A 20416-nucleotide genomic window follows, 5' to 3' on the forward strand; every position below is an offset into this window, starting at 1 on the left:
CAGCGTTCATCTCTTCTCTCCTTTCCCGGCATTCTCCGGGCTGAGCTATGAACTCCGAAATTCGAGGGCAACCTCAATCCCCTTTGCCTCGCTTTCGCTGCGCGCCAGAGGCCGCGGCAAGTGCATGCGCAAGCTCTGCAAGCGCGTCACTCTGTTCCAACGGTTCGTAAATATGGCCTACGCGTTGCAGCAGTGACTCCGCTGCAGCCGCGATATGTGGATCTGTTGTCACACCGCCTTCGAGGAACGGGAGAGCCTGTCCACCCAGCACATCCTGGAAAAGCGCTGGCTCCACGTAAATCATGCGATAGCGAAATCCCTCGTCCGTACCCGCCTGGCCATCATGCGCTTCGTCGGGGTGTAGAACGATGGTGTTGCCCGGAAGGCTGTCACGTCGGCTGCGTCGATAGTTAAAGCTCTGCACTCCGTCGAGCGTGCGGCCAATCGCATAGGTATCGTGGCGATGCATGGCGTAAGCTTTGCCGTGAAACCAAGCCTCAATACGTTCGAGGCCCTCTGACGGCTGTGCGCGCATCACCCAGTCCGGGCGCATGGATGCAGATGTTTGGAACAAGCAAGTCGCGAAAAATATAAGGGAGTGCACGCAAACGCGAAGTGCACGACTCGATTCTAGAATATGCCACGAGGATACGCTCCCCGTTGGCAACTTTCATGTCGAAGTGATCGCGAAATCGGTACTCTGCCTCGAAAAAATAGAACAGTTCGTTGTTCAGGTTCATTCGACGTTAATTTCACTGAAACTAAAATCAGGAGAGTGTCGACTGTGGCCCTGAACGACTGAATTCTGGCGTCGGCGGTGATCGCAGCTTTGTTATCAAGCGGTACTGAAACTGGTAAAGGGTCCGCCCCTGCGAACCGTGCTTCAGGGCCCAGGTGCGACCAGCAGTGGAGTCAGCTCCGCCGCTGGCATTGGACGCGCAAACAGATAGCCTTGTCCCATGGGGCACCCCTGAACGGTGAGAAACGTAAGTTGTGCCTCGGTCTCGATGCCCTCGGCAGTCACCTCCAAATCCAATGTCTCGCTCAGCCCGATGATGGCGCGCACGATAGCCATGTCGTTGGCGTTGCCGGGTAGATCCCGTACAAAGGATTGGTCGATCTTGATGCGATCCAATGGCAGATGTTTCAGATACGACAGCGAGGAAAATCCGGTTCCAAAGTCGTCCACCGCGATGCGTATCCCCATGGATCGCAATTGCCACAACACTCGCCTGCTCAGCTCCAGTTCCTGAAGGAGGCTTTCTGTGATCTCCAGTTCGAGAAATTGGGGTGCGAATCCGGAGGATGAGAGTGCCTCCGACACGTCTTGTATGAAGTTCTCCGCAGCCATCTGACGTACCGAGACGTTGACGGCCACAGTGAGCTCCGTGTGCCCTTGCTGATGCCAGGATGCACCTTGCTCGCAGGCGGCCTGCAGAACCCAGCGTCCGACAACCTCGATGAGTCCGGACTCCTCTGCGACAGAGATGAACCGTGCCGGTGATATGAGTCCGTTCTCCGGGTGATGCCAGCGCACAAGTGCCTCGACGCCGATAATGTTGCGGGAAGGCAGTGCCACGACCGGTTGGTAGTGCAGGATCAGCTCATGGTGTTCGATTGCATGGCGCAGGCCTTGCTCGATTCGCATGCGTTCATGCACACGCTCTGCCATCTCCGGGGCATAGAAACAATAGCGGTTGCGGCCCCGTCGCTTGGCGTCATACATGGCGCTATCGGCGGCTCGGATCAGGTGGTCCACGTCTTCACCGTTGGCGGGAAAGACCGCGATGCCCAGGCTGGCAGAGACCACGAGGCGCTTATGACTGCTCAGGTCCAACGGTTCTCGGATCGCCCGCAGCAACTTGTCTGCCAGGCCTGCACCGTCCTCGACGCGAAGCATGTCGGGGGCCAGCACGACGAACTCGTCCCCGCCAAGGCGAAACGCGACGTCTGCGCGTCGGATCGTGCTGCGAAGGCGTTGCGCAACCTGCTTGAGCAGGTCGTCACCCACGGCGTGGCCCAAGGTGTCATTGATCGTCTTGAAGCCATCGAGGTCGATGAAGATCAACGCGATCGGTATACCGGAACGGCGTGAGCGTTCGATTTCGCTTTCCATGCATTCGGCCAGCAGGTTGCGGTTTCCAAGCCCTGTGAGCGCATCGTGAAAGGCCAGGTGATTGAGCTGCAATTCAGCGTCCCGGATGGCGCTCAGATCAGAGAAGGCCAGCACATACTGAACAACCTGCCCATGATCGTCGCGCACGGCGCAGACATGTTCCCAGGCGGTGAAGCGTTCGCCCGACTGCCTAAGGCACACGGTTTCTCCGTTCCAGTAGCCGTGCTCCGAGGCTTCCAATCTTTCGTAAAAGACGGGGCTGTGTCGGCGGGCGTGCAAGACTTCGTCCGGTGTGCGTCCGATCACCTCTTCAGCCTCCATCGCTGTCAGCAAGGTGAAAGCCGGGTTGATCGACACAATGCGTTGCTGGCTGTCCATGATGGCGATGCCCTCGGCCGTGGTGCGAAAGACGACGCTGGCCTGACGCAGTTTTTCCTCCATCTCCTTGCGTTCGGTCACGTCCCGCAGCACACCGACCACTCGGTGTTCACCGTGGCGTTTCGCATGGATCTCGGCCCAGAGATGCATGCCGGCATCGCGCTGCAGACGCACTGTAGCGCAGGCCATGCCGGGTTGTTGCAATGCCTCGACCAGCAAGGCGCGATCGTCCCCATGTACCTGATTGAGCAAGGCGCTCTCCCCCTCAAGAAAGGTGGTGGGCGCTCCGCCGACGATACGAGAGAAATGGCCTCCGACCTTCAGGTGGCCACTGTCGGTATCCCACTCCCAGACACCCAACTCTGCGGCGTCGACCGCCAGCCTGAGTCGCTCTTCGGCGCTCTCGATGTCCAGTTCGGCAGTACGCCGACTCAGGGCCATCTGCAACGTCGCGCGCAATTCACGCATCTCATAGGGCTTGACCAGATACCCATAGGGGGCACTCGCAGCCGCGCGGCGCAGGTTGTCGTCTTCGGCGTAGGCCGTCAGGAAGACGATGGGCACCGAGGCCGCAGCCCGGATCATGCGTGCGGCCTCGGTCCCATCCATCGGCCCTTCCAGGTGGATGTCCATCAGAATCAGATCTGGGGGGCTTTGCCGGGCCAACTCGATGGCCGCCGGGCCAGTGGCCACGATGCCGGTGATCTCGCACCCCAGAGCCTCCAGGGCTTGCTTCAGGTCGAGTGCGACGATGCGCTCGTCTTCGACGATCTGGATGCGGATGTTCTTCATGGCATGTCCCGGTATTCCTGGGTGGATTCGTCTGACGGGTGTAGTACCACATCGAAGCGGGTTCCCAGTTGGCTACTCATCTGCAACTGCCCCTGCAACTGGTCCACTAGCAGCGGGATCAACTGAAAGCCCAGGGATCGGGCCTGGCCCAGCGCAGGTCCTGCCGGCATGCCAACCCCGTTGTCACTGACCACAATGCGGCCCCGGCCTTGTGCATCACGGTCAAGAATGATTTGAACCTCGCCACTTCGCTGGTCAGGGAAGGCGTGCTTGAGTGCATTGGTCACCAGCTCTGTCACCAACAGGCCGCAAGGCACAGCACGTTGCAGGTCGAGCGCCACCTTGTGTTGGTGATGTACCTGCAATTGCACATGGGGCCTGCCGCGGAGCATCGATTCGCGCAGCAGGCTGGCCAGTCGCTCCAGATAGGTCCCCAGGTCGATTTCGTTGAAGTCGTGACGCTCGTACAGCAACTGGTGAATCAGCGCCATGGCCTTGACTCGGCGCTGGCTCTCTTCCAGCAAGGCCTGGGCTTGCGGCGGTGCATGGCGCGCCTGCAGGCTCAGCAGGCTGGAGACCACCTGTAAATTGTTTTTCACGCGATGATGAACTTCGCCCAGCAAGGCAGTCTTCTCACCCAAGGCCCGTTCGATCTGCAGTTGGGCAGCCTTGCGAGCCGTCACGTCGACGATGGTGGCCAGCACCCGCTGGGAGTGGCTGGTGGTGATCGGGTTGAGGCCGATCTCCACCGGGAATTCGCTGCCGTCGCGCCGGCGCGCATACAGTTCACGCCTCTGGGCCATTTCGCGGGCGGAAGGCTGGGCAAAGAAGGTCTGCCGCAGGTTGGGATGGCGCTCCCGGTAACGCTCTGGCATCAGCATCTCGATCGTCATGCCGAGAAACTCTTCGCGTGAATAGCCGAACAAGGCGACCATCTTTCCGTTGACCATTTGCAGGCGCCCATGGACATCGACCATCGCCATTCCGTCCGGTGATGACTCGACAGCCTGTCTGAACCGCTCTTCGCTTTGACGCAGTTCCTGTTCGCTCTGCTGACGACTGCTGATGTCGATTGACGATGCGATCAGGTGGGTGATGAGCCCCGCGCTGTCTCGCAAAGGCGCGAGCATGAGGTCGGTGGTGATTCGCCCATCTTCACGGGAGCGCATCACCACATCAAAGCGCACCACCTCGCCCTTGGCGGCCTGGCCGACCGACTCTCTCAGTTGCTGTTGAACACTGGGGTCGTAGCTCCACCAGTGGCAGTCCCAGAACTTGCGCCCGAGCACGGCGTCCATGCCGATGCCCGCTGCGTCCAGCGGCGCTTGATTGGTTTCTATCAGCGTGCCATCAGGCAGCAGTACCCCTACAAAGGCAAACAAGGTATTGAGCAGCCGCTGCAGGCGCCTCTCATGGGTTTCACTTTGCAATTCGGTCTGGCGCTGCAAGGTCACGTCTTGCACCAATGCAAGAATCCCTCGCAACCTGCCTGCTTCGTCGCGGTAGGGGTGGTAGCTGGCCCGCCAGCAGCGTGCCGGCTCAGGCGGGGTGCCCGGGGCGGTATCGATGGCGGGGTCCATGACGACTTCATCGATCACCGGCAATCCCGTGCTGAGCACGTGCTGCAACAGCTCCTCGATTCGATCAGCTGCGCCAGGAAGTACCTCGCGTACCGTCCGGCCCAGATGGGCCGAGACCGACAGGCCATTCGATTGCGCCAGGCATGTATTGATGGCCAGATAACGGAAATCCGAATCCAGAATGGCCATGCCATGTGGCACCACATTCAGCGTGGCATTCAACAGATGTGGGCAAGACCGACTGAGCCCCGCGAGACCTGGCATACACCCTCCCTCAAGGGTTGAGCTGTTGACGTCATGGCATGTCGATCGACAACATGCCGCGCTCATTTATTGTTTTTCTGGCCAACCCTGAAGGGGCAGCGAAATTCAGTGAAAGACACCCAGCAAAACCATTGCTCTGGGTAAGGTGCTGATGTATTGTGGAATTCAGGATACCGTTCATTGGTCAACCCTGTCCAGCAAGTGCATGCTGGATATGTTTGAACGACATGGCGTTTTCGAGACACGAGAATGTCTCGCAATTCGGGTCAGACCCTCGGCCTTAACAAGCCAGTATTTCGGCCGAAAATAGGCCCGGCGAGGTGATAGTGAATCGGACACTGGCCGTTCGCAGAAGCTGTCTGCCAAATTCCTGTAAAGCAATATTCGGCACTTCACCTTCTGGAACCGTTGGCTTATATTTAGCGGTGTCGAGTGGATGCGGTCGATGCTTCATGGGCATTTTTTGCCGATCCAGCCTTTTGAGATTCGACTTCACCTCAAACCAGACTCAGCCCGAGGCGCGCGGCAGCGAATGATCACCGTTCTGCCAAGACACGAAGCAATTACGACCGTTGGATTTCGCTGCATACAGAGCAGCGTCGGCATGACGAATCAAGTCAGTTGGTAGGGCATCGGCCTGCGGTATCAGTGTTGCGCTGCCCACGCTGACCGTGACATGGCCGTCGATACCACCAGACTGGTGAGGGATGGCCGTGACCGCCATGTGATCCCGAATTCGCGAGGCGACAACGGCAGCGCCGGCGCTGTCTGCGCCGGGCAGGATGAAGGCGAACTCTTCGCCACCATAGCGGGCCACAATGTCGTTCGGGCGCAGTACAGACTCCCCTAGAACCCGACCGACCGTGCGAAGGCATTCGTCGCCCAATTGGTGCCCGTAGTGATCGTTGAAACTTTTGAAATTATCAACATCGATCATCAGCAGGGTGATCGGCAGGCCAGTGCGGAGGGCTCGGTTCCACTCCAGTGTCAGTTGATCGTCGAAGCCACGGCGGTTCAACACACCAGTCAACCCGTCAACTGAGGCCAGGCGCTCCAGGGCAGTCTGGCTGTGCTTCTGGACTGAGATGTCCCGCAGGGTCTCGACCACTGCCAGCAGCGCCCCATTGTCATCGTAGATGGGTCCCGCATCGATCGCGAGATAGAGGTCTATACCCCGCCTAGGCATGTGACACCAGTTTTCGGCGTGAACGCCGAACGTGCTCATGATTTCTGGGTCGCCGTGGGTCACGTACAGAGCGTCCAGCTCGTGGATACGCCCTTCGACGATCAGGTCCGCCAGGCAGGCCCTCGGGGTTTCGTAGAAGCCGCGCCAATGGTTCCTCGTCCCGACCACCGCCTTGGCGTCCAGGCCGGTCAATGACTCACAGGCGCGGTTCCAGATCAGCACTCGACCATGAGGGTCCAGAACGAACGTCGGGACCACCAGGAACTGCATGAGCTTTACAGAAAAGGCTCGCGCTGAATCGGCGAGTTGCTGCGAATGTATGTGCTTCTTAGCCATGACGGCTCTCCTCGACGGCATGAAAACGGCGAGGGGCGTATTGACGCTCCATGGCCTTGCCTCGACAGCAGCGCTGGATGCGACCTGATGCCAGTTCAAAAGCCAATCCAACTCCCTAAGAGGCGGTACTCCAATGTCATCACAGAATGGGCAACAACGCAGCAGGGGGAACCCCTCGATATCTACCAGGCGCTGCAAATATAGACTGGCCTCAGATTGAACTCTGCCACCCATTCCATTCGCGCTACGATGGCCGAAAGAAGAGACGCCAATCTACCCAGGCAAAGGATGCGCAGCGATGACTGTTCCGAACCACGAGCCCGGCGAAGCCTGGACGATTCTGTGCGTTGACGACGAGCCTCACATTCTCAGTTCTCTGCGTCGGCTGCTGAAGCCCCATGGCTACCAATTCCTCGGGGCGAACAGCGCCGAGGAGGGCATCGCGCTGCTGGGCACCGAGAAAGTCGATCTGATCATTTCTGACATGCGCATGCCAGGCATGCAGGGGGCAGAGTTCCTCGGTATCGCGCGGGAACGATGGCCCTCTGTCATCCGTGTCATGCTGACCGGCTACTCCGACGTCAGCTCCACCATCGAGGCGATCAACAAGGGCGAAATCTACCGCTATGTTTCCAAACCCTGGAACGACCTCGAAGTCCTGGGCGTGCTGAACCAAGCGCTCGAGCGGCGCCGCATCGAAAACGAAAACCACCGACTGCAGGAGGCCCTGGTAGTCAAGAACGCAGAGTTACAGGAGTTAAACGGATCTCTGGAGGAGCGGGTGGTCGCCCGCACCGAGGAAGTTGAGCGCATGGCCCGACAGATCCGAAAGAGCCACATCAACACGATCAAGACCTTCTCCACATTGCTGGAGTGGAGAGAGGGTTTGCTGGCGGGACATTCACGCAGGGTGGCAGATATGGCACGCAAGCTTGCACAGAACATGGCTTGTTCAGAGCAAGAGATTCAGGACGTCTTCATTGCTGGCCTGATCCACGATATCGGCCTGATCTCCTTGCCGGACAAGGTGATCGAGAAGCCCGTATCTCTATTGCAGGGGGAAGACCTTCTGCGCTACGAAAAGCATCCGGCCTTCGGCGAGCAGATCCTGCTATCACAGGACGACCAGCAGATGGTGGCCACCATCATCCGCTCGCACCATGAGCGCCATGACGGCGCTGGCTTTCCTGACCGGCTGGTGGGTGCAATGATCCCGCTGGGTGCCCGCATTCTTGCTGTGACGGACACCTACGACGACCTCTGTCATGGGCGGATCACCAGTGCGAGGCTTGGCGAAGCCGATGCCTGTTCTGTGATCGCTCGAGGACGGGGAAGTCAGTTCGATCCCGAGGTCGTCGACGTATTCCTGCAGATGCTGCTGGCAGCCCGGCCTGCTCCAGAAAAGCCACCGCGCTTGGTGCGGACGGAAGATCTGCGAGCCGGTATGCGGCTGGCCAGGGACCTGGTTTCTCCAGAGGGCCTGGTTTTGCTGTCTGCCGGCCATGTGATCCAGACCGACTTGATCCGGCGTCTGAAACTGCGGGAGACGAGAGATAACAGCCCCTACAACTTGTATGTCACGCACGATTGAAGGCAAGCCATGAAGCAGCGCACTCTACTCATCGATGACGAGCCAAACATCATCTCGGCGCTCAAACGGGTCCTGGTACCCGAGTTCTCCGAGCGGGTTGATTTCTACTTCACCAGCGATTTAGCCTTGGCCTTGACCTGGATCCGCGAAATTGAATTCGACGTCGTGATCTCCGACTACCTGATGCCCGACATGAGTGGCCTTGAGTTCATCCAGGTCGCCAGGACTCTGCAGCCCGAGGTGGTTGCCATGATGCTCAGCGCCTCGACGGAATTCGAAGTGATGCGCACCGCGGTGAACGAGCTCAACGTTTTCAAATACCTTAGCAAGCCCTGGGTAGCTGAAGAACTGTGCCGAGACATCTCTGCTGCGCTCGAGAAGTCAGCCAATGACCGCTATCAGAAGGAGTTGGCCAGCATCGGCCTGATGCAGTTCCGGCCAGCCTCGGTGAAGCACCAGAACTGAGGAAAATCATCATCCAACCCTCCGACGCAGGGGCTCCCATGGAATATGCAGAACTCGACATCCTGGAGGCCGTGAGCCAACCCCTGTTCGCCTATGACGGACAGTGCATCGTCCATGCAAACCAGAAGATGCTGCGCTTGCTCGGTCTCAGCCTGAACGACTTGCAGTCGCTGCCCCCTTTGGCAATGTTTGCTGACGAACATAGGAAAAAGGTCGCTCAGTACCTGGGTGAATGCCTCGACGGCGAAGGACTCTCGCCCTCCATTGAGCTTGATGTCGAGTCAATCAGCGGCCTGAAGCGGAACATGGAAATCACCGGCGTTAAGCGCAGGGTAGCCAATCGGCCCATGGTGATCTGCACCTGCCAGGACCTGAGCGATATCAAGATCGTCCAGGACAGCCTGATGGAGATGAGCCAGCGCCTGAACCAGATCATCGAGAACGATCCGGTAGCTACCCTGGTTATGAACGCCGGGCATGTCGTCACACATTGGAACTCGGCCGCTGAACAGCTGACGGGTGTGTCAAAAGCCGCGATGATCGGAAACCGGGAAGCTTGGCGGCCGTTTTATCCGAGCCGGCGGCCGATCCTGGCCGACCTGATCATCGAAGGAAACGTCGAATCCGCGATGCCCTCACTCTATAAAGGGCGAGGCCGGAGGTCTACCTTGATCTCCAACGCTGTCGAAGCCGAAGACTTCTTCCCCGACATCGGAAACAGTGGTGCCTGGCTCTATTTCTCGGCAGCACCTCTATATGACTCCAAAGGCAAACTGGTCGGGGCCATTGAGACCCTGCAGGATGTCACGAGCCGTAGGGATGCTGAAGACGCGTTGCGCCGCCAGCAATTAGCCCTGGAATGGACCGTGGCTGAGCGGACTGCCGAAGTGCGCGCACAGCATCGTCAGATCGAGGCGTTGCTGGAAAACGCCCCCATCGGAATCGTACAGATCCAGGACGGTCTGATTTCACGGGTCAACAACACTTTTGTCGAGATGTTCGAACTCAAGGAGACGCCAATTCAGACCTTGAGGGTCAATCACATCTTCGCCAGCCGTGACGACTACGAATTCATACGCAAGATGGCCGGGCCCATGCTGAAGGCCGGCACGGCATTCAACTACGAGGCACGGATGAAGACCAGCCTTGGCAACGAGCGCTGGATCCAACTGATCGGCTACCCTGCCAACCCCGGGGCTGGGGACGAAAGCTCGTGGTGGCTGTTACTGGACAGGACCGACATCAAGGCGGCACACGAGAACTTGCAGAAGAACTTCGACCGCATCACGGACATCAACGCCAAGCTCGAAGAAGCCCAGAATCAGTTGTTGCAATCCGAGAAAATGGCTTCCATCGGCCAGTTGGCTGCAGGTGTAGCGCACGAAATCAACAATCCGCTAGGCTTCGTGAGCTCAAACATTGGTGCACTGGGTCGTTATTCGGCCAATTTGCTCGCGCTCGGCCACGCGGTGGATCGAGAGCTCGAGGACAAGACGTTGGCTTCCGAAGCCGACAGCCCCTGGGGCCGGCTGGCCAAGTGCTTGTCCGGATTCGATTTCGAATTCCTGGCCGAAGACCTACCCGATCTACTGGCTGAAACCGAGGATGGACTCTCGCGTGTAAAGCGCATCGTGCAGGATTTAAAGGACTTTTCCAGGGTGGACCATGACGAATGGGCAGAGGCCGACATCAATCAAGGTCTGGATTCCACCCTGAACGTGGTCAGAAATGAAGTCAAATACAAGGCCGAGGTGGTCAAGCGCTACGGTCAACTGCCACGAGTGAAGTGCCTGGCAGCCCAGATCAATCAGGTCCTCATGAACCTGATCGTGAATGCTGCGCAAGCCATCAAGGACAAGGGTGTGATCACCCTAGAGACGGAGGTCCGCGGTGACTGGATTGCCGTCTCCGTGTCCGACACCGGATGCGGGATGAGCGAAGAGGTCCGGAAGAGAATTTTCGAACCTTTCTACACCACCAAACCTGTAGGACAGGGGACTGGACTGGGCCTGTCACTCTCGTACTCGATCATTCAGAAGCATGGTGGACGGATTGAGGTGGAATCCAGTCCCGGGGCAGGGACAAGGTTCACGGTGCACCTTCCAATCGCCTGCGCTTCAGTGAGAGAATAACTACACATAGACTTGGCTGTGTTCGGGTTGTCGTTATCTCCCGTTTATCACTTGTGCTGTGTCTAGAATCTCCTGTACATATTGCACTGATAAGTGACCTGTATCTGTGCTTCCGCCAGTGTCCCGGACACATCAAATGACATGATGTGTTTAGGAGGCAGACATGCCAAGGACGAGAAGAACTTTTACGGACGAGTTCAAGCGGGAAGCCGTGAAGCTGGTCAAGCAACCTGGGGCGATGGTCACGCACATTGCGAGGGACCTCGGTATTGAGCAGAGCGTTCTGCGACGCTGGGTCAGCCAAGAGCAAGGCGGAGTTTTGGACATGCGGGTCAACAAGCCGTTGCGCAGCGAGTCGGCCTCTGAGGTTGAGCGACTTCAACGAGAACTGCGCCGGGTCACCACGGAGCGCGACATCCTAAAAAGGGCGCTCGGCTACTTTGCAAGGGACCCGCAATGAAGTAAGCCTTTATCGTTCGCCATCGGGACACATGGACACGCGTGCGATGTGCCGTGCGATGAATGTATCGGCCAGCGGGTTCTACGAATAGTTCGGCAGGCCTGAGCAAACAACGTTGGGCTGTGGAGAGCGCGCACGCGTGAGTTACTGAATTTGGAAAGCTGCAGATCCGATTCGAGGGCGACTCGACATTCATCAAGCCTTGTTCACGTTGAGCCCCCGCCGTCATCTGCTCTCGGTTCGTGGACCGGGTGTGTTCGCCGGTCTTACTAACAAAGTGCAGCTAGAACACCGGCTTCGCCAGATCGAAGAAAATTACGGACAGTTACAGAGTTGATGGCGTCGCCCGATTCGATGATCAGCATTAGCGAGAGCGGCAACTCTTGCACGTCGAGATTGATCTCGCGATATCCGTCCCGTACCAATGGAATCATTGCCCCACCTCCATAATAGTGGTGGGTGAACCGCACTCACTCCGGGTATATTTATTGTTTAAATATTGGAATTCTCCGCCTCCCCCAATGAATTCTGGGAAGCGATATTCCGGAGCGCACAATGCAGCATCAAGAAGCGATTCCGTCGGCGGCCCTTGAGATGGGCCCGCGCGTTGCAGCGTTGGCCATGCCTTGGCAGCAGGCCCTGGAGGCCACTGGCGATGGCGTGTGGGAGTGGGATGTGCTGAACGACGGCCTGCGCTATTGCGGTCGTTTAGCTGCCATGCTGGGCCACCTCCCGGCGATGCTGGGAAGCACCGAGGCAGATGCAGGACGCTTGCAGCATCCAGACGACCGCGCAGAAGTGTCCAGGCGTCTGAGGATGCACCTGTCGGGGCAATGTCCGGGGTTTGTAGCCGAGTATCGCATGCGTTGCGCGGATGGATCGTACAAATGGATTCTGGCCCGAGGCCAGGTGACGGAGCGCGATGCGGACGGTCAGGCGCTGCGCATGGTCGGGACCCATGCGGACACCACCTTGCGCAAGTTGCGCGAATTGGAGTTGTGCGGTTTCAGCACGGAGTTGACCGATATCCGTATGTGGCTTCCTGATCGCATGGTGGAGGTCGATATTCAGGGGCGCTTGGTTGATTCGGCGGGATGGCCCGAGGCGATCTCGGCCGATCTGTCAGCCGCTCCGGCATGGCCTGAGGTGGATCTGTCCTTGCTGCGGCGAGCGCTGCAGGCGGCGGCGCAAACCGGCACTTCCTGTGGGCACCGCCACCCGGTGGACGGGCTGGGAGGGCACCGTTGGCAGGAGGTCTCGGTCTACCGTCGCCACCGTCTCTGCGAGGGGCAGCAGCGATTTCTGGTCGTCATCCGCGATGTCACGCGGCAAAAGGCCCTGGAAGACGAGTTGCGCATTGTCGGCAAGGTGTTCGAGAGTCAGCAGGCCATGGTGCTGATCGATACTGCGCACACCGTGGTGCGCGTCAATCAAGCCCTGTGTGAATTGTTGGGCTATGAACGCCAGGCCTTGATGGGCCGCAAGGCCTGGGACATTCTGCAGGGCAGCAGTCTGGAGGCGTCCGATCGGTCTGGTTTCTGGCCTGCCTTGCATGCCCGCGGTGAATTCGACGAAGAAATCACTTTTGTGCGAGGTAACGGAGAGTTGGTCACGCTCTGGTATTCAATCACCCTGGTGCAGGACGAAGAGGGCGCTGTGACCCATTACGCGGGCTTGGTTTCCGACGTGACCGAACGCCGCCGCCGTCGGGAAGAGCAATTGGCCAAGAACCTGGCCCAACGCCATGCCCTGGTCCGCGAGGTGCATCACCGCATCAAGAACAACCTGCAGGGCATCGTGGGCATCCTGCGCGCCTTCGGCTATCAGCACCCCGACACGCTGGAGGCCATCAACCATGCGGTGACCCAGGTCCAGAGCGTGGCGGTGATCCATGGCCTGCAGGGGCGATCCACACTGGAGCAGGTGCGCCTGTGCGAACTCACTTCTTCGATCGCTCAGGGCGTGGGGACCTTGTTCCAGACAGAGATCGGGATCGACATTCCCACACCCTGGCAGCCTTGCCTGCTCGCGGCGTCCGAGGCCGTACCGGTGGCCCTGATTCTCAATGAACTGATGTTGAATGCTGTCAAGCACCGGCGTGATCCGCGGAGCCGGGTGCAGGTCAGTCTGCGCAAGGGAGAGTCCGAGGATCAGGTTCAGATGTCGATTTGCAACGCCGGCTCCTGGCAGCCGGTGGCCGGTGATGAGCACGTTGGCTTGGGCCTGGTCGAGATGCTGATGCCTCGCGCGGGGGCCCGTCTTTCCCACAGTCAATCACCGCAGGGGGTCAACACCCTGCTGGTGCTGGGGGCGCCGGTCATTTCGCGACTGCCAGGAGCGTATTCATGAGTCCCGCGGAGCTGGCCTGGGGCCAAGTGCATCTGTTGATGATTGACGATGACCGCCTGATTCTGTCTACGGTGTCGCAGGGCTTGACGCAGGCAGGTTACCGCGTGAGCACGGCCGAGTCGGTGGCCCAGGCCGAAGAGCTGTTGTCGGCCGGGCAGCGCCCGCACCTGGTGTTGCTGGATCTGCACCTGCCGGATGACGAAGGCCTGAGCCTGGCGGACAGCCTGCGCGATCTCGACAACCTACCCTTTGTGGTCTTCAGTGCCTACAGCGATGCGCGCACGGTGGAGCGTGCCACCAGCGCCGGTGCGTTGGGCTACCTGGTCAAGCCGCTGGATGTGCCGCAGATGGTGCCCGCCATCAAGGCCGCGTTGATGCGCTCGCACGAACTCCGGGACTTGCGCTGCACCGGCGCCCAGTTGCAGACCGCACTGGATTTGGAGCGTGACATCAGTGTGGCGGTCGGCATCACCATGGTGGAGCACCGCTTGAGCCGTGATCTGGCTTTCAAGCGCCTGCGGGCCACGGCCCGTTCTCAGCGTCGCAAACTCTCCGAGGTGGCGGCGGAATTGATCCGCTCTTTCGATGTGATTCATCAAATCTAAAGGTTCACTTCTGTTCATTTTTGGTTATTTGTAATAACATGTTAACGAGATGGTGACCTTGATGCATGTCACTGTTTTGTTCTGAGGCCAAGAACCCGCCTCGTTGATCCGTCGCCGTGACCCTGTTGGGGCGCGGCGGTGAAACGACTCTTTCATTCGAGAGATGGGGTGTTCATGGGCTTTCTTTCAATCACCTGCGCCGAGGGGGGGCTGGTGCATGGCGCGGACCCAGCTTTGAGCTTGTCGGCGCGCAAGGTCATGGCGTGGTACCGGCTCCACCGGGTTCGGCCGCGCTGCGCCGGTCGGGGGCCTCAATGAAGCTCAACCTGCCGGTGACCCAGAGGGAATTTGATTTCCCGGCTTCCGAGACGCTGTTGTCCACCACCGATGTGGACAGCCACATCACCTACGGCAACGCTGCCTTTGTGCGAGCCAGCGGCTATACCCCTGATGAGCTGCGACAGCAGCCCCACAACCTGGTGCGGCACCCGGACATGCCTCCCGAGGCGTTTGCAGACATGTGGCGCAGTCTGCGCTCAGGTCGCTCGTGGTCTGGCCTGGTGAAGAACCGGCGCAAGAACGGTGATCACTACTGGGTGCGGGCCAACGCGGCCCCCATGAGGCGCCGCGGCGTGCTGACAGGCTACTTGTCGGTGCGTACCCGGCCCGAGCGCGCGGAGGTCGAGGCGGCGGAACGTCTGTATTCGCGGTTCCGATCGGGCGAGGCCAAAGGCTGGCGCTTCCACCGGGGGTTGTTGGTGCGCAGCGGTTTGCTGGCCTGGCTCGATGCCTTGCAATTGTTGCCCACCCGCTGGCGCCTTGGGTTGCCGATGGCGCTGCTAGGACTCTGCATGCTCGCCGCCATGGCTGCGGCCGGGCTGGACGGGCGTCAGCAATGGCAATTCATTCTGCCCATGCTGGCGGCCCTGATACTGGTCTGGGGATTTCTGCAGGTTCAACTGGTCTCCCCTTTGGGCCGAATCCAGGCCCTGGCTGAACAGGTGGCTCAAGGCGAGGTGGCTCAGGACCTGGGCCTGCAGCGCTGCGACTCGGTGGGGGTGATTGCCCGCTCCATCCATCAGGCCGGACTGAACCTCCACTCGCTGATGTCTGACGTCCAGGAGCAGGTGGCGGGCCTGCAGCGCGCCAGTGAACAGGTGGCAGCGTCCAACGCCGAACTGGCCCACCGCACCGAACAGGCCGCTAGCGCGCTCGAGCAGACCTCGGCGGCCATGGCGCAGCAGACCCAGGCAGTACAGCAGAATCACCAGGCCGCAAGCGATGCTGGCGATGTGGTCGCGCTGGCCACCCATGCCGCCCTCAGCGGCGGTCGGGCGGTGGATGACATCGTCGCCACCATGGTTCTGATTTCGGAGTCCAGCCGTCGCATTTCCGACATCATCGGGGTGATCGACGGCATTGCCTTTCAGACCAATCTGCTCGCACTGAATGCGGCCGTGGAGGCGGCGCGAGCCGGCGAGCATGGGCGTGGCTTTGCGGTCGTGGCTTCGGAGGTGCGCGTGCTGGCCCGGCGCTCGGCCGAGGCTGCGCGAGAGATCAAGAAGCTCATTGACGATTCGGTGCACAAGGTCGACAGCGGTGCCGCCCTGGTCTCCGTGGCCGGGCAGACCATGGCCGACGTGGTGAGCCAGGTCGATCGTGTCCAGGCCCTGATGAACGCCATCGGCCAAGCCTCGCGCGCCCAGTCAACGGGCATTCTGCAGGTCGGGCAGGCCATGGCGGAGCTGGATCGCATGACACAACAGAACGCCCAGATGGTGTCGCAGAGCCGTGCCGCCGCATCGGCCATGGGCGAGCAGGTCGCCAGGCTGACCGCAGCAGTCCTGGTCTTCGCCCCGTGAACACACCTGACGTGGCACCCCAGATCGGGGATTGGCGTGCCGATCTGGCTGAGGGGCACGACCACCCTGTGCAGCGCGTGCTGGGCTTTGCCCTGCTGCTGCTGGCCCTGCCGCTGGCGCTTCGGTTGCTGCGGCCCGAGCCGCTCTGGCCTCTGTCGGAGGCACAGTGGCTGTGGGCTCGCAGCGCCATGGGTCTGGTGTCGGTGGTGGTGGCCTTGCTCGTGTTCGTCACGGGCTATCGCGCGATCCTGTCGGCCCGCAAAGGGGCGGTGGTCACCCTTGGGTTGGCGTTTCTGGCGGTCGCGATACTGGAGTTCAGTCTCCTGATGGTCTTGCCGGGCATGCCCGCCATCGGCCCTGCGCAGACCGTGCAGAGAACCATGCTGCTGTCCATGGCGGCCCGCTGGGTGGCCGCACTGGCCTTGCTGCTGTTTGTGTCCTTGCCGGTGTTGCCGCAATACAGCCTGAAGGCGAAACGCCTGGCGGTGGCCGGGGTGGCGCTCTTGAGCATCGGCCTGGCGGTCTGGTGCATTGCCCTGCCTGGCGACTGGCCCGTCCTGTTCGAACCTGAGTGGGGCCTGACGCCCTTGAAGGTGGGTCTGGAGTGGGGGGTGATCGGCCTGCACATGGCCTCGGCGGTGGTGTTGTGGCGCCGCCGGGCCTCGCTGGTCACGGAGTGCGTGATGGCCCTGGCATTTGCGGTGTCCCTGTCCGCCTTGGCCGCGCTGCTGGGGACCTTGCAGAACGACGCGAACCGGAGCTGGATTGTCCTGAGCAGTCAGGCTTACAAATTGGCCGGGTACCTGTTCCTTTTTCACGCCACCTTCCATGAGGCCTTGCGCAGACCTCTGGAACGCATGGCGGTGCAAGGCCTGCGCGAGAGCCTGGTGCTCAACGTGGCCCCGGACGGTGTGCTGTGGATCAGCGAGACAGGTTGCATCCTGATGGCTAACCCTGCCATGGCGCAGATGTCGGGCTACGAGGCCTCGGCATTGATCGGGCAGAACGTCGACATCTTTCTGCCCCCGGAGCTGCGGGCGCGCCATGCGCAATCGATGCGTGCCTTTTTTCAGCAAAGCGATGCCCGGGCCATGGGGCAGATTGAGCTCAAACTGCGCCGGGCCGATGGCGTGATGGTGCCGGTGGACATCTCGCTGGGTCACTGGAAAGACGAGCAGCAACAGCATGCCATCGCCTATGTGCGCGATCTGCGTGAGCGCAAGGGCTTTGAAGACTCCTTGCGGCACCGGGCCACCCATGATCAGCTCACCGACCTGCCCAACCGCTGGTTGTTCAATCTGCAACTTGAGCAGGCGCTGGCACACGGCCGGCGCACGGGGCATCGGGTGGCGGTGCTGTTCCTCGATCTGGACGATTTCAAGACCGTCAACGACACCTTTGGCCATGGTCCAGGGGATGAGCTGCTGATTCAGGTCAGCCAGCGCCTGCGCCAGGCGGTGCGTGAAAGTGACCTGCTGGCGCGCCTGGGGGGCGACGAGTTCGCCCTGCTGTTGCCGGACGTGGGCGAGGTGGCAGAAGCCACCCAGGTGGCGGCCAAACTGTTGTCGGTGCTGGACGAGCCCTTCGTGGTGAATGGCCACGATGTGCTCTCGGGAAGCAGCCTGGGCATCGCTTTCTTCCCTGACGACGCGCAGGACAGCGAAGGCCTCATGCGCTGCGCCGACATGGCCATGTACCAGGCCAAGCGATCGGGCCGGGGCGCCCAGGCCTGCTATTCGGCACACCTCAATTTGGGGGCGCACGAGAACCTGCAGATGCACCTTCGCCTCAAGGAAGCGATTGGCCGTGGCCGCCTAGCCTTGCACTACCAGCCCCAGGTCGACCTGCGCAGCGGCGACATCGTGGGCGCCGAAGCCTTGCTTCGCTGGCATGACGAGTTGTTGGGCGACGTGTCTCCGGCACGCTTCATTCCGGTGGCCGAGTCAACCGGCCTGATCCTGCCGCTGTCGGACTGGGTGCTGGACACGGCTTGCCGGCAGATCGCCGACTGGGCACGGCAGGGCATGGCGCTGCGGGTGGCGGTCAACCTGTCGGCCCACCAGTTCCGCCAGGGCCAGCTGCCAGAGCGTGTGCGTACGGCGTTGGCCTCGTCCGGGGCACCTGCCCACTTGCTGGAGATCGAAATCACCGAATCGGTGGCCATGATGCACCCAGCCCTGGCGCGGGAGCAGCTGGAGGCCCTGGTCGGGATGGGGTGCAGTGTGGCGCTCGATGACTTCGGTACCGGCTACTCGTCAATGGCCTACCTGAAGGCCCTGCCAGTCTCGACGATCAAAATCGACCGAGGATTCATTCAGGACATTCCCCACGACCAGAGCGATGCGCAGATCTCGCGCTCCATCATTGCTCTGGCTCATGGCCTTGGCCTGTCGGTGGTGGCTGAGGGCGTGGAGACAGAAGCCCAACGCAGTTTCTTGGCCAGCCATGGCTGCGAGGTCTATCAGGGCTGGCTGTTTGCCCGGGCCATGCCTGCCGCGGAGTTCGGCATCTTTTATCGAAACGCCACGGGGCGCCAGCCAGCCGTGCCCTAACTCAGAGGGCGAGGACGTCGTAGTATGGGCATACCGATGTATCTGATTTACACAATGCAACGAGCAAAGGGTGTTCCAAAAAACGGCAATTGGATCGCTTGCTAGTTTTACGTCGCAATGCGGCGGATGACAAAGAAGGATGAGTGGAGTCCGCGAAGTGTCTTTGAGGCACAGAGAGCCGCAGTGAAGTGTTTGCGCAGGAAGCATCAAGCCCTGCGCCAAATACCTCTGCGTCAGCCCTGCGAGATCGCGGTAACCACGCTTGGTGGAGCTTGAGTTTGTGGCGCCTGATTTGCCGCACTGCGACCAATCCGCCCAGGGTATCAGCGAAGTATTTGATCAAGCCCTCCTTGCGGACGTGTATGTCTGAGGTAGTCGCATTGCAAGGATCCACGACGTCATGCTCTCAATTCTGTCTGCCCCACTACATGAAGTGCGATCGGATCGAACAGGGAACGCAATGACCTGCCAGGGGTTTGGCTTTGACGCTACGGGTTCCAGCCTCGTTGACCTCGACGCACCAAATTCTGAGTTGAAGGGTAGGACGGCAGAGCTGTTCAGCGCGGATATGGAACTAAATAATCTGGACCCACCTACCTAGCTCGCTTCCCGACGAGCACTGCCGGACTAAAACAGAACTCAAGCTACTCAATGCGTTCGCCTTGCGCAACACATATTTATTATCACGGATGCCGTAGTCATCGCGTGCATTCAGTCTCGTATGAAACTAGGGCCGCTCATCTTCTGATCTACTACCCCACTCTGCTCATTTTTCCTTGTTTTCGCTCCTTCCCCGCTTACAAATACACAGTCGAGCATAGCGTTTACGTTCACCACGACCGCCTTGGCTGTTGCGCGGGCAAAATTCTCCTGTCCACGCTGATAGACCGAGCAAGGTCGGCCGAAGTGCATTTGAAGGTGGGCTGCATTGATGCATCCACCACTGGAAGCGAGGCGAATGGATCTCAGCCGAGCGGTTCGTGCCTGAGGCCCCGCTTTGTGCAAGCAGACTGTAGATGTGCAGTCATTTTCTTGTTTCAAGCAATTCGACCGATCCGTCGCCTGTAGACCGTCTCAAGAACTTCATGTGTGAACCACGTGAAAAGTCCCAACAGACAAAAATTTTAACGCGGGTGCGCGCAGAGAGGGCTGGAGATTCATGATGCGAGTGCAAAAGGACGATATTGGGCCCACAATGACTGAAGTCTCAACCAACCATGTGCTTGCGATCAAGTGCTCATCACGGGAGCGGCCCGATTCAGGAGCGAGCGCATAGTTGGTCGGCTGCACCAAAAATCCGCTGATTCTTGAACCACTGAACCACTGAACCACTGAACCGAGGATGAGCGTAGTTATATTCAGGCAAGAAATGGATAATTTATGCAAAAATTGATTATTAATGCAATCAGGGAAAGGCGCAGACTTAAGCTTCGATACGGTGGAGTCACCGCTATAGTCGAGCCGCATACATTCGGCATCAACGAATCAGGGCATGAGGAACTTAGTTGCTTCCAAGTTAAGTGTGAAGGCAGATTAGAGTCGCGAAAGGGCTGGAAGGACATCTTGTTGCTAAATATAGAATCGATCGAAGCCGATGTCTCGTTATTTGATGGTCCGCGGCTTGGTTACGTTAGAAACACCAAGTCAATGCATGAGATTTTTGAGCAACTTTGAACTCATGTATTGCATCTTCCAAATAAAATGTAAATCGTGTTACTGTCCTTAATATAGTTCGTATGCACATAGTC

10 protein-coding genes and 3 pseudogenes are annotated in these 20416 nt (G+C 59.5%); 9 read left to right on the forward strand and 4 right to left on the reverse strand.

Features of this window, described 5'->3' with window-relative positions; all coding sequences use genetic code 11:
- Positions 1-76 precede the first annotated feature (76 nt).
- From AC3WUT_RS22540 to AC3WUT_RS22555, 4 genes and pseudogenes are all read right to left on the reverse strand, one after another.
- Positions 77-553 (reverse strand): annotated as a pseudogene (locus AC3WUT_RS22540) (AraC family ligand binding domain-containing protein); the annotation flags it as partial.
- A 330-nt stretch (positions 554-883) separates the two neighbouring features.
- Positions 884-3286: a two-component system response regulator gene (locus tag AC3WUT_RS22545; RefSeq protein WP_492349322.1), complete on the reverse strand. Its 2403-nt coding sequence runs from the start codon at positions 3284-3286 to the stop codon at positions 884-886.
- Positions 3283-5196 (reverse strand): PAS domain S-box protein, encoded by a 1914-nt coding sequence (locus AC3WUT_RS22550; RefSeq protein WP_492349323.1) that lies wholly within the window; start codon positions 5194-5196, stop codon positions 3283-3285. The genes AC3WUT_RS22545 and AC3WUT_RS22550 overlap by 4 nt, the downstream gene beginning before the upstream one ends.
- Before the next feature lie 442 nt (positions 5197-5638).
- On the reverse strand, positions 5639-6652 hold the full coding sequence (locus tag AC3WUT_RS22555; protein WP_492349324.1) for a diguanylate cyclase domain-containing protein: 1014 nt from the start codon (positions 6650-6652) through the stop codon (positions 5639-5641).
- 298 nt (positions 6653-6950) lie between these two features.
- Here AC3WUT_RS22555 and nosR point away from each other — a divergent pair, with 298 nt between their 5' ends.
- From nosR to AC3WUT_RS22600, 9 genes and pseudogenes are all read left to right on the forward strand, one after another.
- A complete protein-coding gene (gene nosR / locus AC3WUT_RS22560; RefSeq protein WP_492349325.1) occupies positions 6951-8243 on the forward strand; it encodes a response regulator c-di-GMP phosphodiesterase, NosR family in 1293 nt (430 codons plus the stop codon).
- 9 nt (positions 8244-8252) lie between these two features.
- Positions 8253-8708, forward strand: coding sequence for a response regulator (locus AC3WUT_RS22565; protein WP_492349326.1), 456 nt, complete (start codon positions 8253-8255; stop codon positions 8706-8708).
- A 38-nt stretch (positions 8709-8746) separates the two neighbouring features.
- On the forward strand, positions 8747-10840 hold the full coding sequence (locus AC3WUT_RS22570) for a PAS domain-containing sensor histidine kinase (RefSeq protein ID WP_492349327.1): 2094 nt from the start codon (positions 8747-8749) through the stop codon (positions 10838-10840).
- A gap of 163 nt (positions 10841-11003) precedes the next feature.
- Positions 11004-11388 (forward strand): annotated as a pseudogene (locus tag AC3WUT_RS22575) (transposase); the annotation flags it as partial.
- Between the two features lie 467 nt (positions 11389-11855).
- On the forward strand, positions 11856-13649 hold the full coding sequence (locus AC3WUT_RS22580) for a PAS domain S-box protein (RefSeq protein ID WP_492349328.1): 1794 nt from the start codon (positions 11856-11858) through the stop codon (positions 13647-13649).
- Entirely contained in the window at positions 13646-14254 is a 609-nt protein-coding gene (locus AC3WUT_RS22585) for an ANTAR domain-containing response regulator (protein ID WP_492349329.1), read from the forward strand. Before AC3WUT_RS22580 ends, AC3WUT_RS22585 begins: the two co-directional genes overlap by 4 nt.
- Positions 14255-14568: 314 nt before the next feature.
- Positions 14569-16116: a methyl-accepting chemotaxis protein gene (locus AC3WUT_RS22590; protein ID WP_492349330.1), complete on the forward strand. Its 1548-nt coding sequence runs from the start codon at positions 14569-14571 to the stop codon at positions 16114-16116.
- Complete coding sequence (locus AC3WUT_RS22595; RefSeq protein WP_492349331.1) at positions 16113-18668, forward strand: putative bifunctional diguanylate cyclase/phosphodiesterase; 2556 nt, start codon at positions 16113-16115, stop codon at positions 18666-18668. Before AC3WUT_RS22590 ends, AC3WUT_RS22595 begins: the two co-directional genes overlap by 4 nt.
- 780 nt (positions 18669-19448) lie before the next feature.
- Positions 19449-19625 (forward strand): annotated as a pseudogene (locus tag AC3WUT_RS22600) (GNAT family N-acetyltransferase); the annotation flags it as partial.
- Positions 19626-20416 lie beyond the last annotated feature (791 nt).

The organism is Curvibacter sp. EU05-FHT14A10 (assembly GCF_058791075.1).

Coding starts and splice junctions, on each gene's coding strand:
- AC3WUT_RS22545 (WP_492349322.1), bottom strand. CDS start 3,286: ATGAAGAACATCCGCATCCAGATCGTCGAAGACGAGCGCATCGTCGCA.
- AC3WUT_RS22550 (WP_492349323.1), bottom strand. CDS start 5,196: ATGAGCGCGGCATGTTGTCGATCGACATGCCATGACGTCAACAGCTCA.
- AC3WUT_RS22555 (WP_492349324.1), bottom strand. CDS start 6,652: ATGGCTAAGAAGCACATACATTCGCAGCAACTCGCCGATTCAGCGCGA.
- nosR (WP_492349325.1), top strand. CDS start 6,951: ATGACTGTTCCGAACCACGAGCCCGGCGAAGCCTGGACGATTCTGTGC.
- AC3WUT_RS22565 (WP_492349326.1), top strand. CDS start 8,253: ATGAAGCAGCGCACTCTACTCATCGATGACGAGCCAAACATCATCTCG.
- AC3WUT_RS22570 (WP_492349327.1), top strand. CDS start 8,747: ATGGAATATGCAGAACTCGACATCCTGGAGGCCGTGAGCCAACCCCTG.
- AC3WUT_RS22580 (WP_492349328.1), top strand. CDS start 11,856: ATGCAGCATCAAGAAGCGATTCCGTCGGCGGCCCTTGAGATGGGCCCG.
- AC3WUT_RS22585 (WP_492349329.1), top strand. CDS start 13,646: ATGAGTCCCGCGGAGCTGGCCTGGGGCCAAGTGCATCTGTTGATGATT.
- AC3WUT_RS22590 (WP_492349330.1), top strand. CDS start 14,569: ATGAAGCTCAACCTGCCGGTGACCCAGAGGGAATTTGATTTCCCGGCT.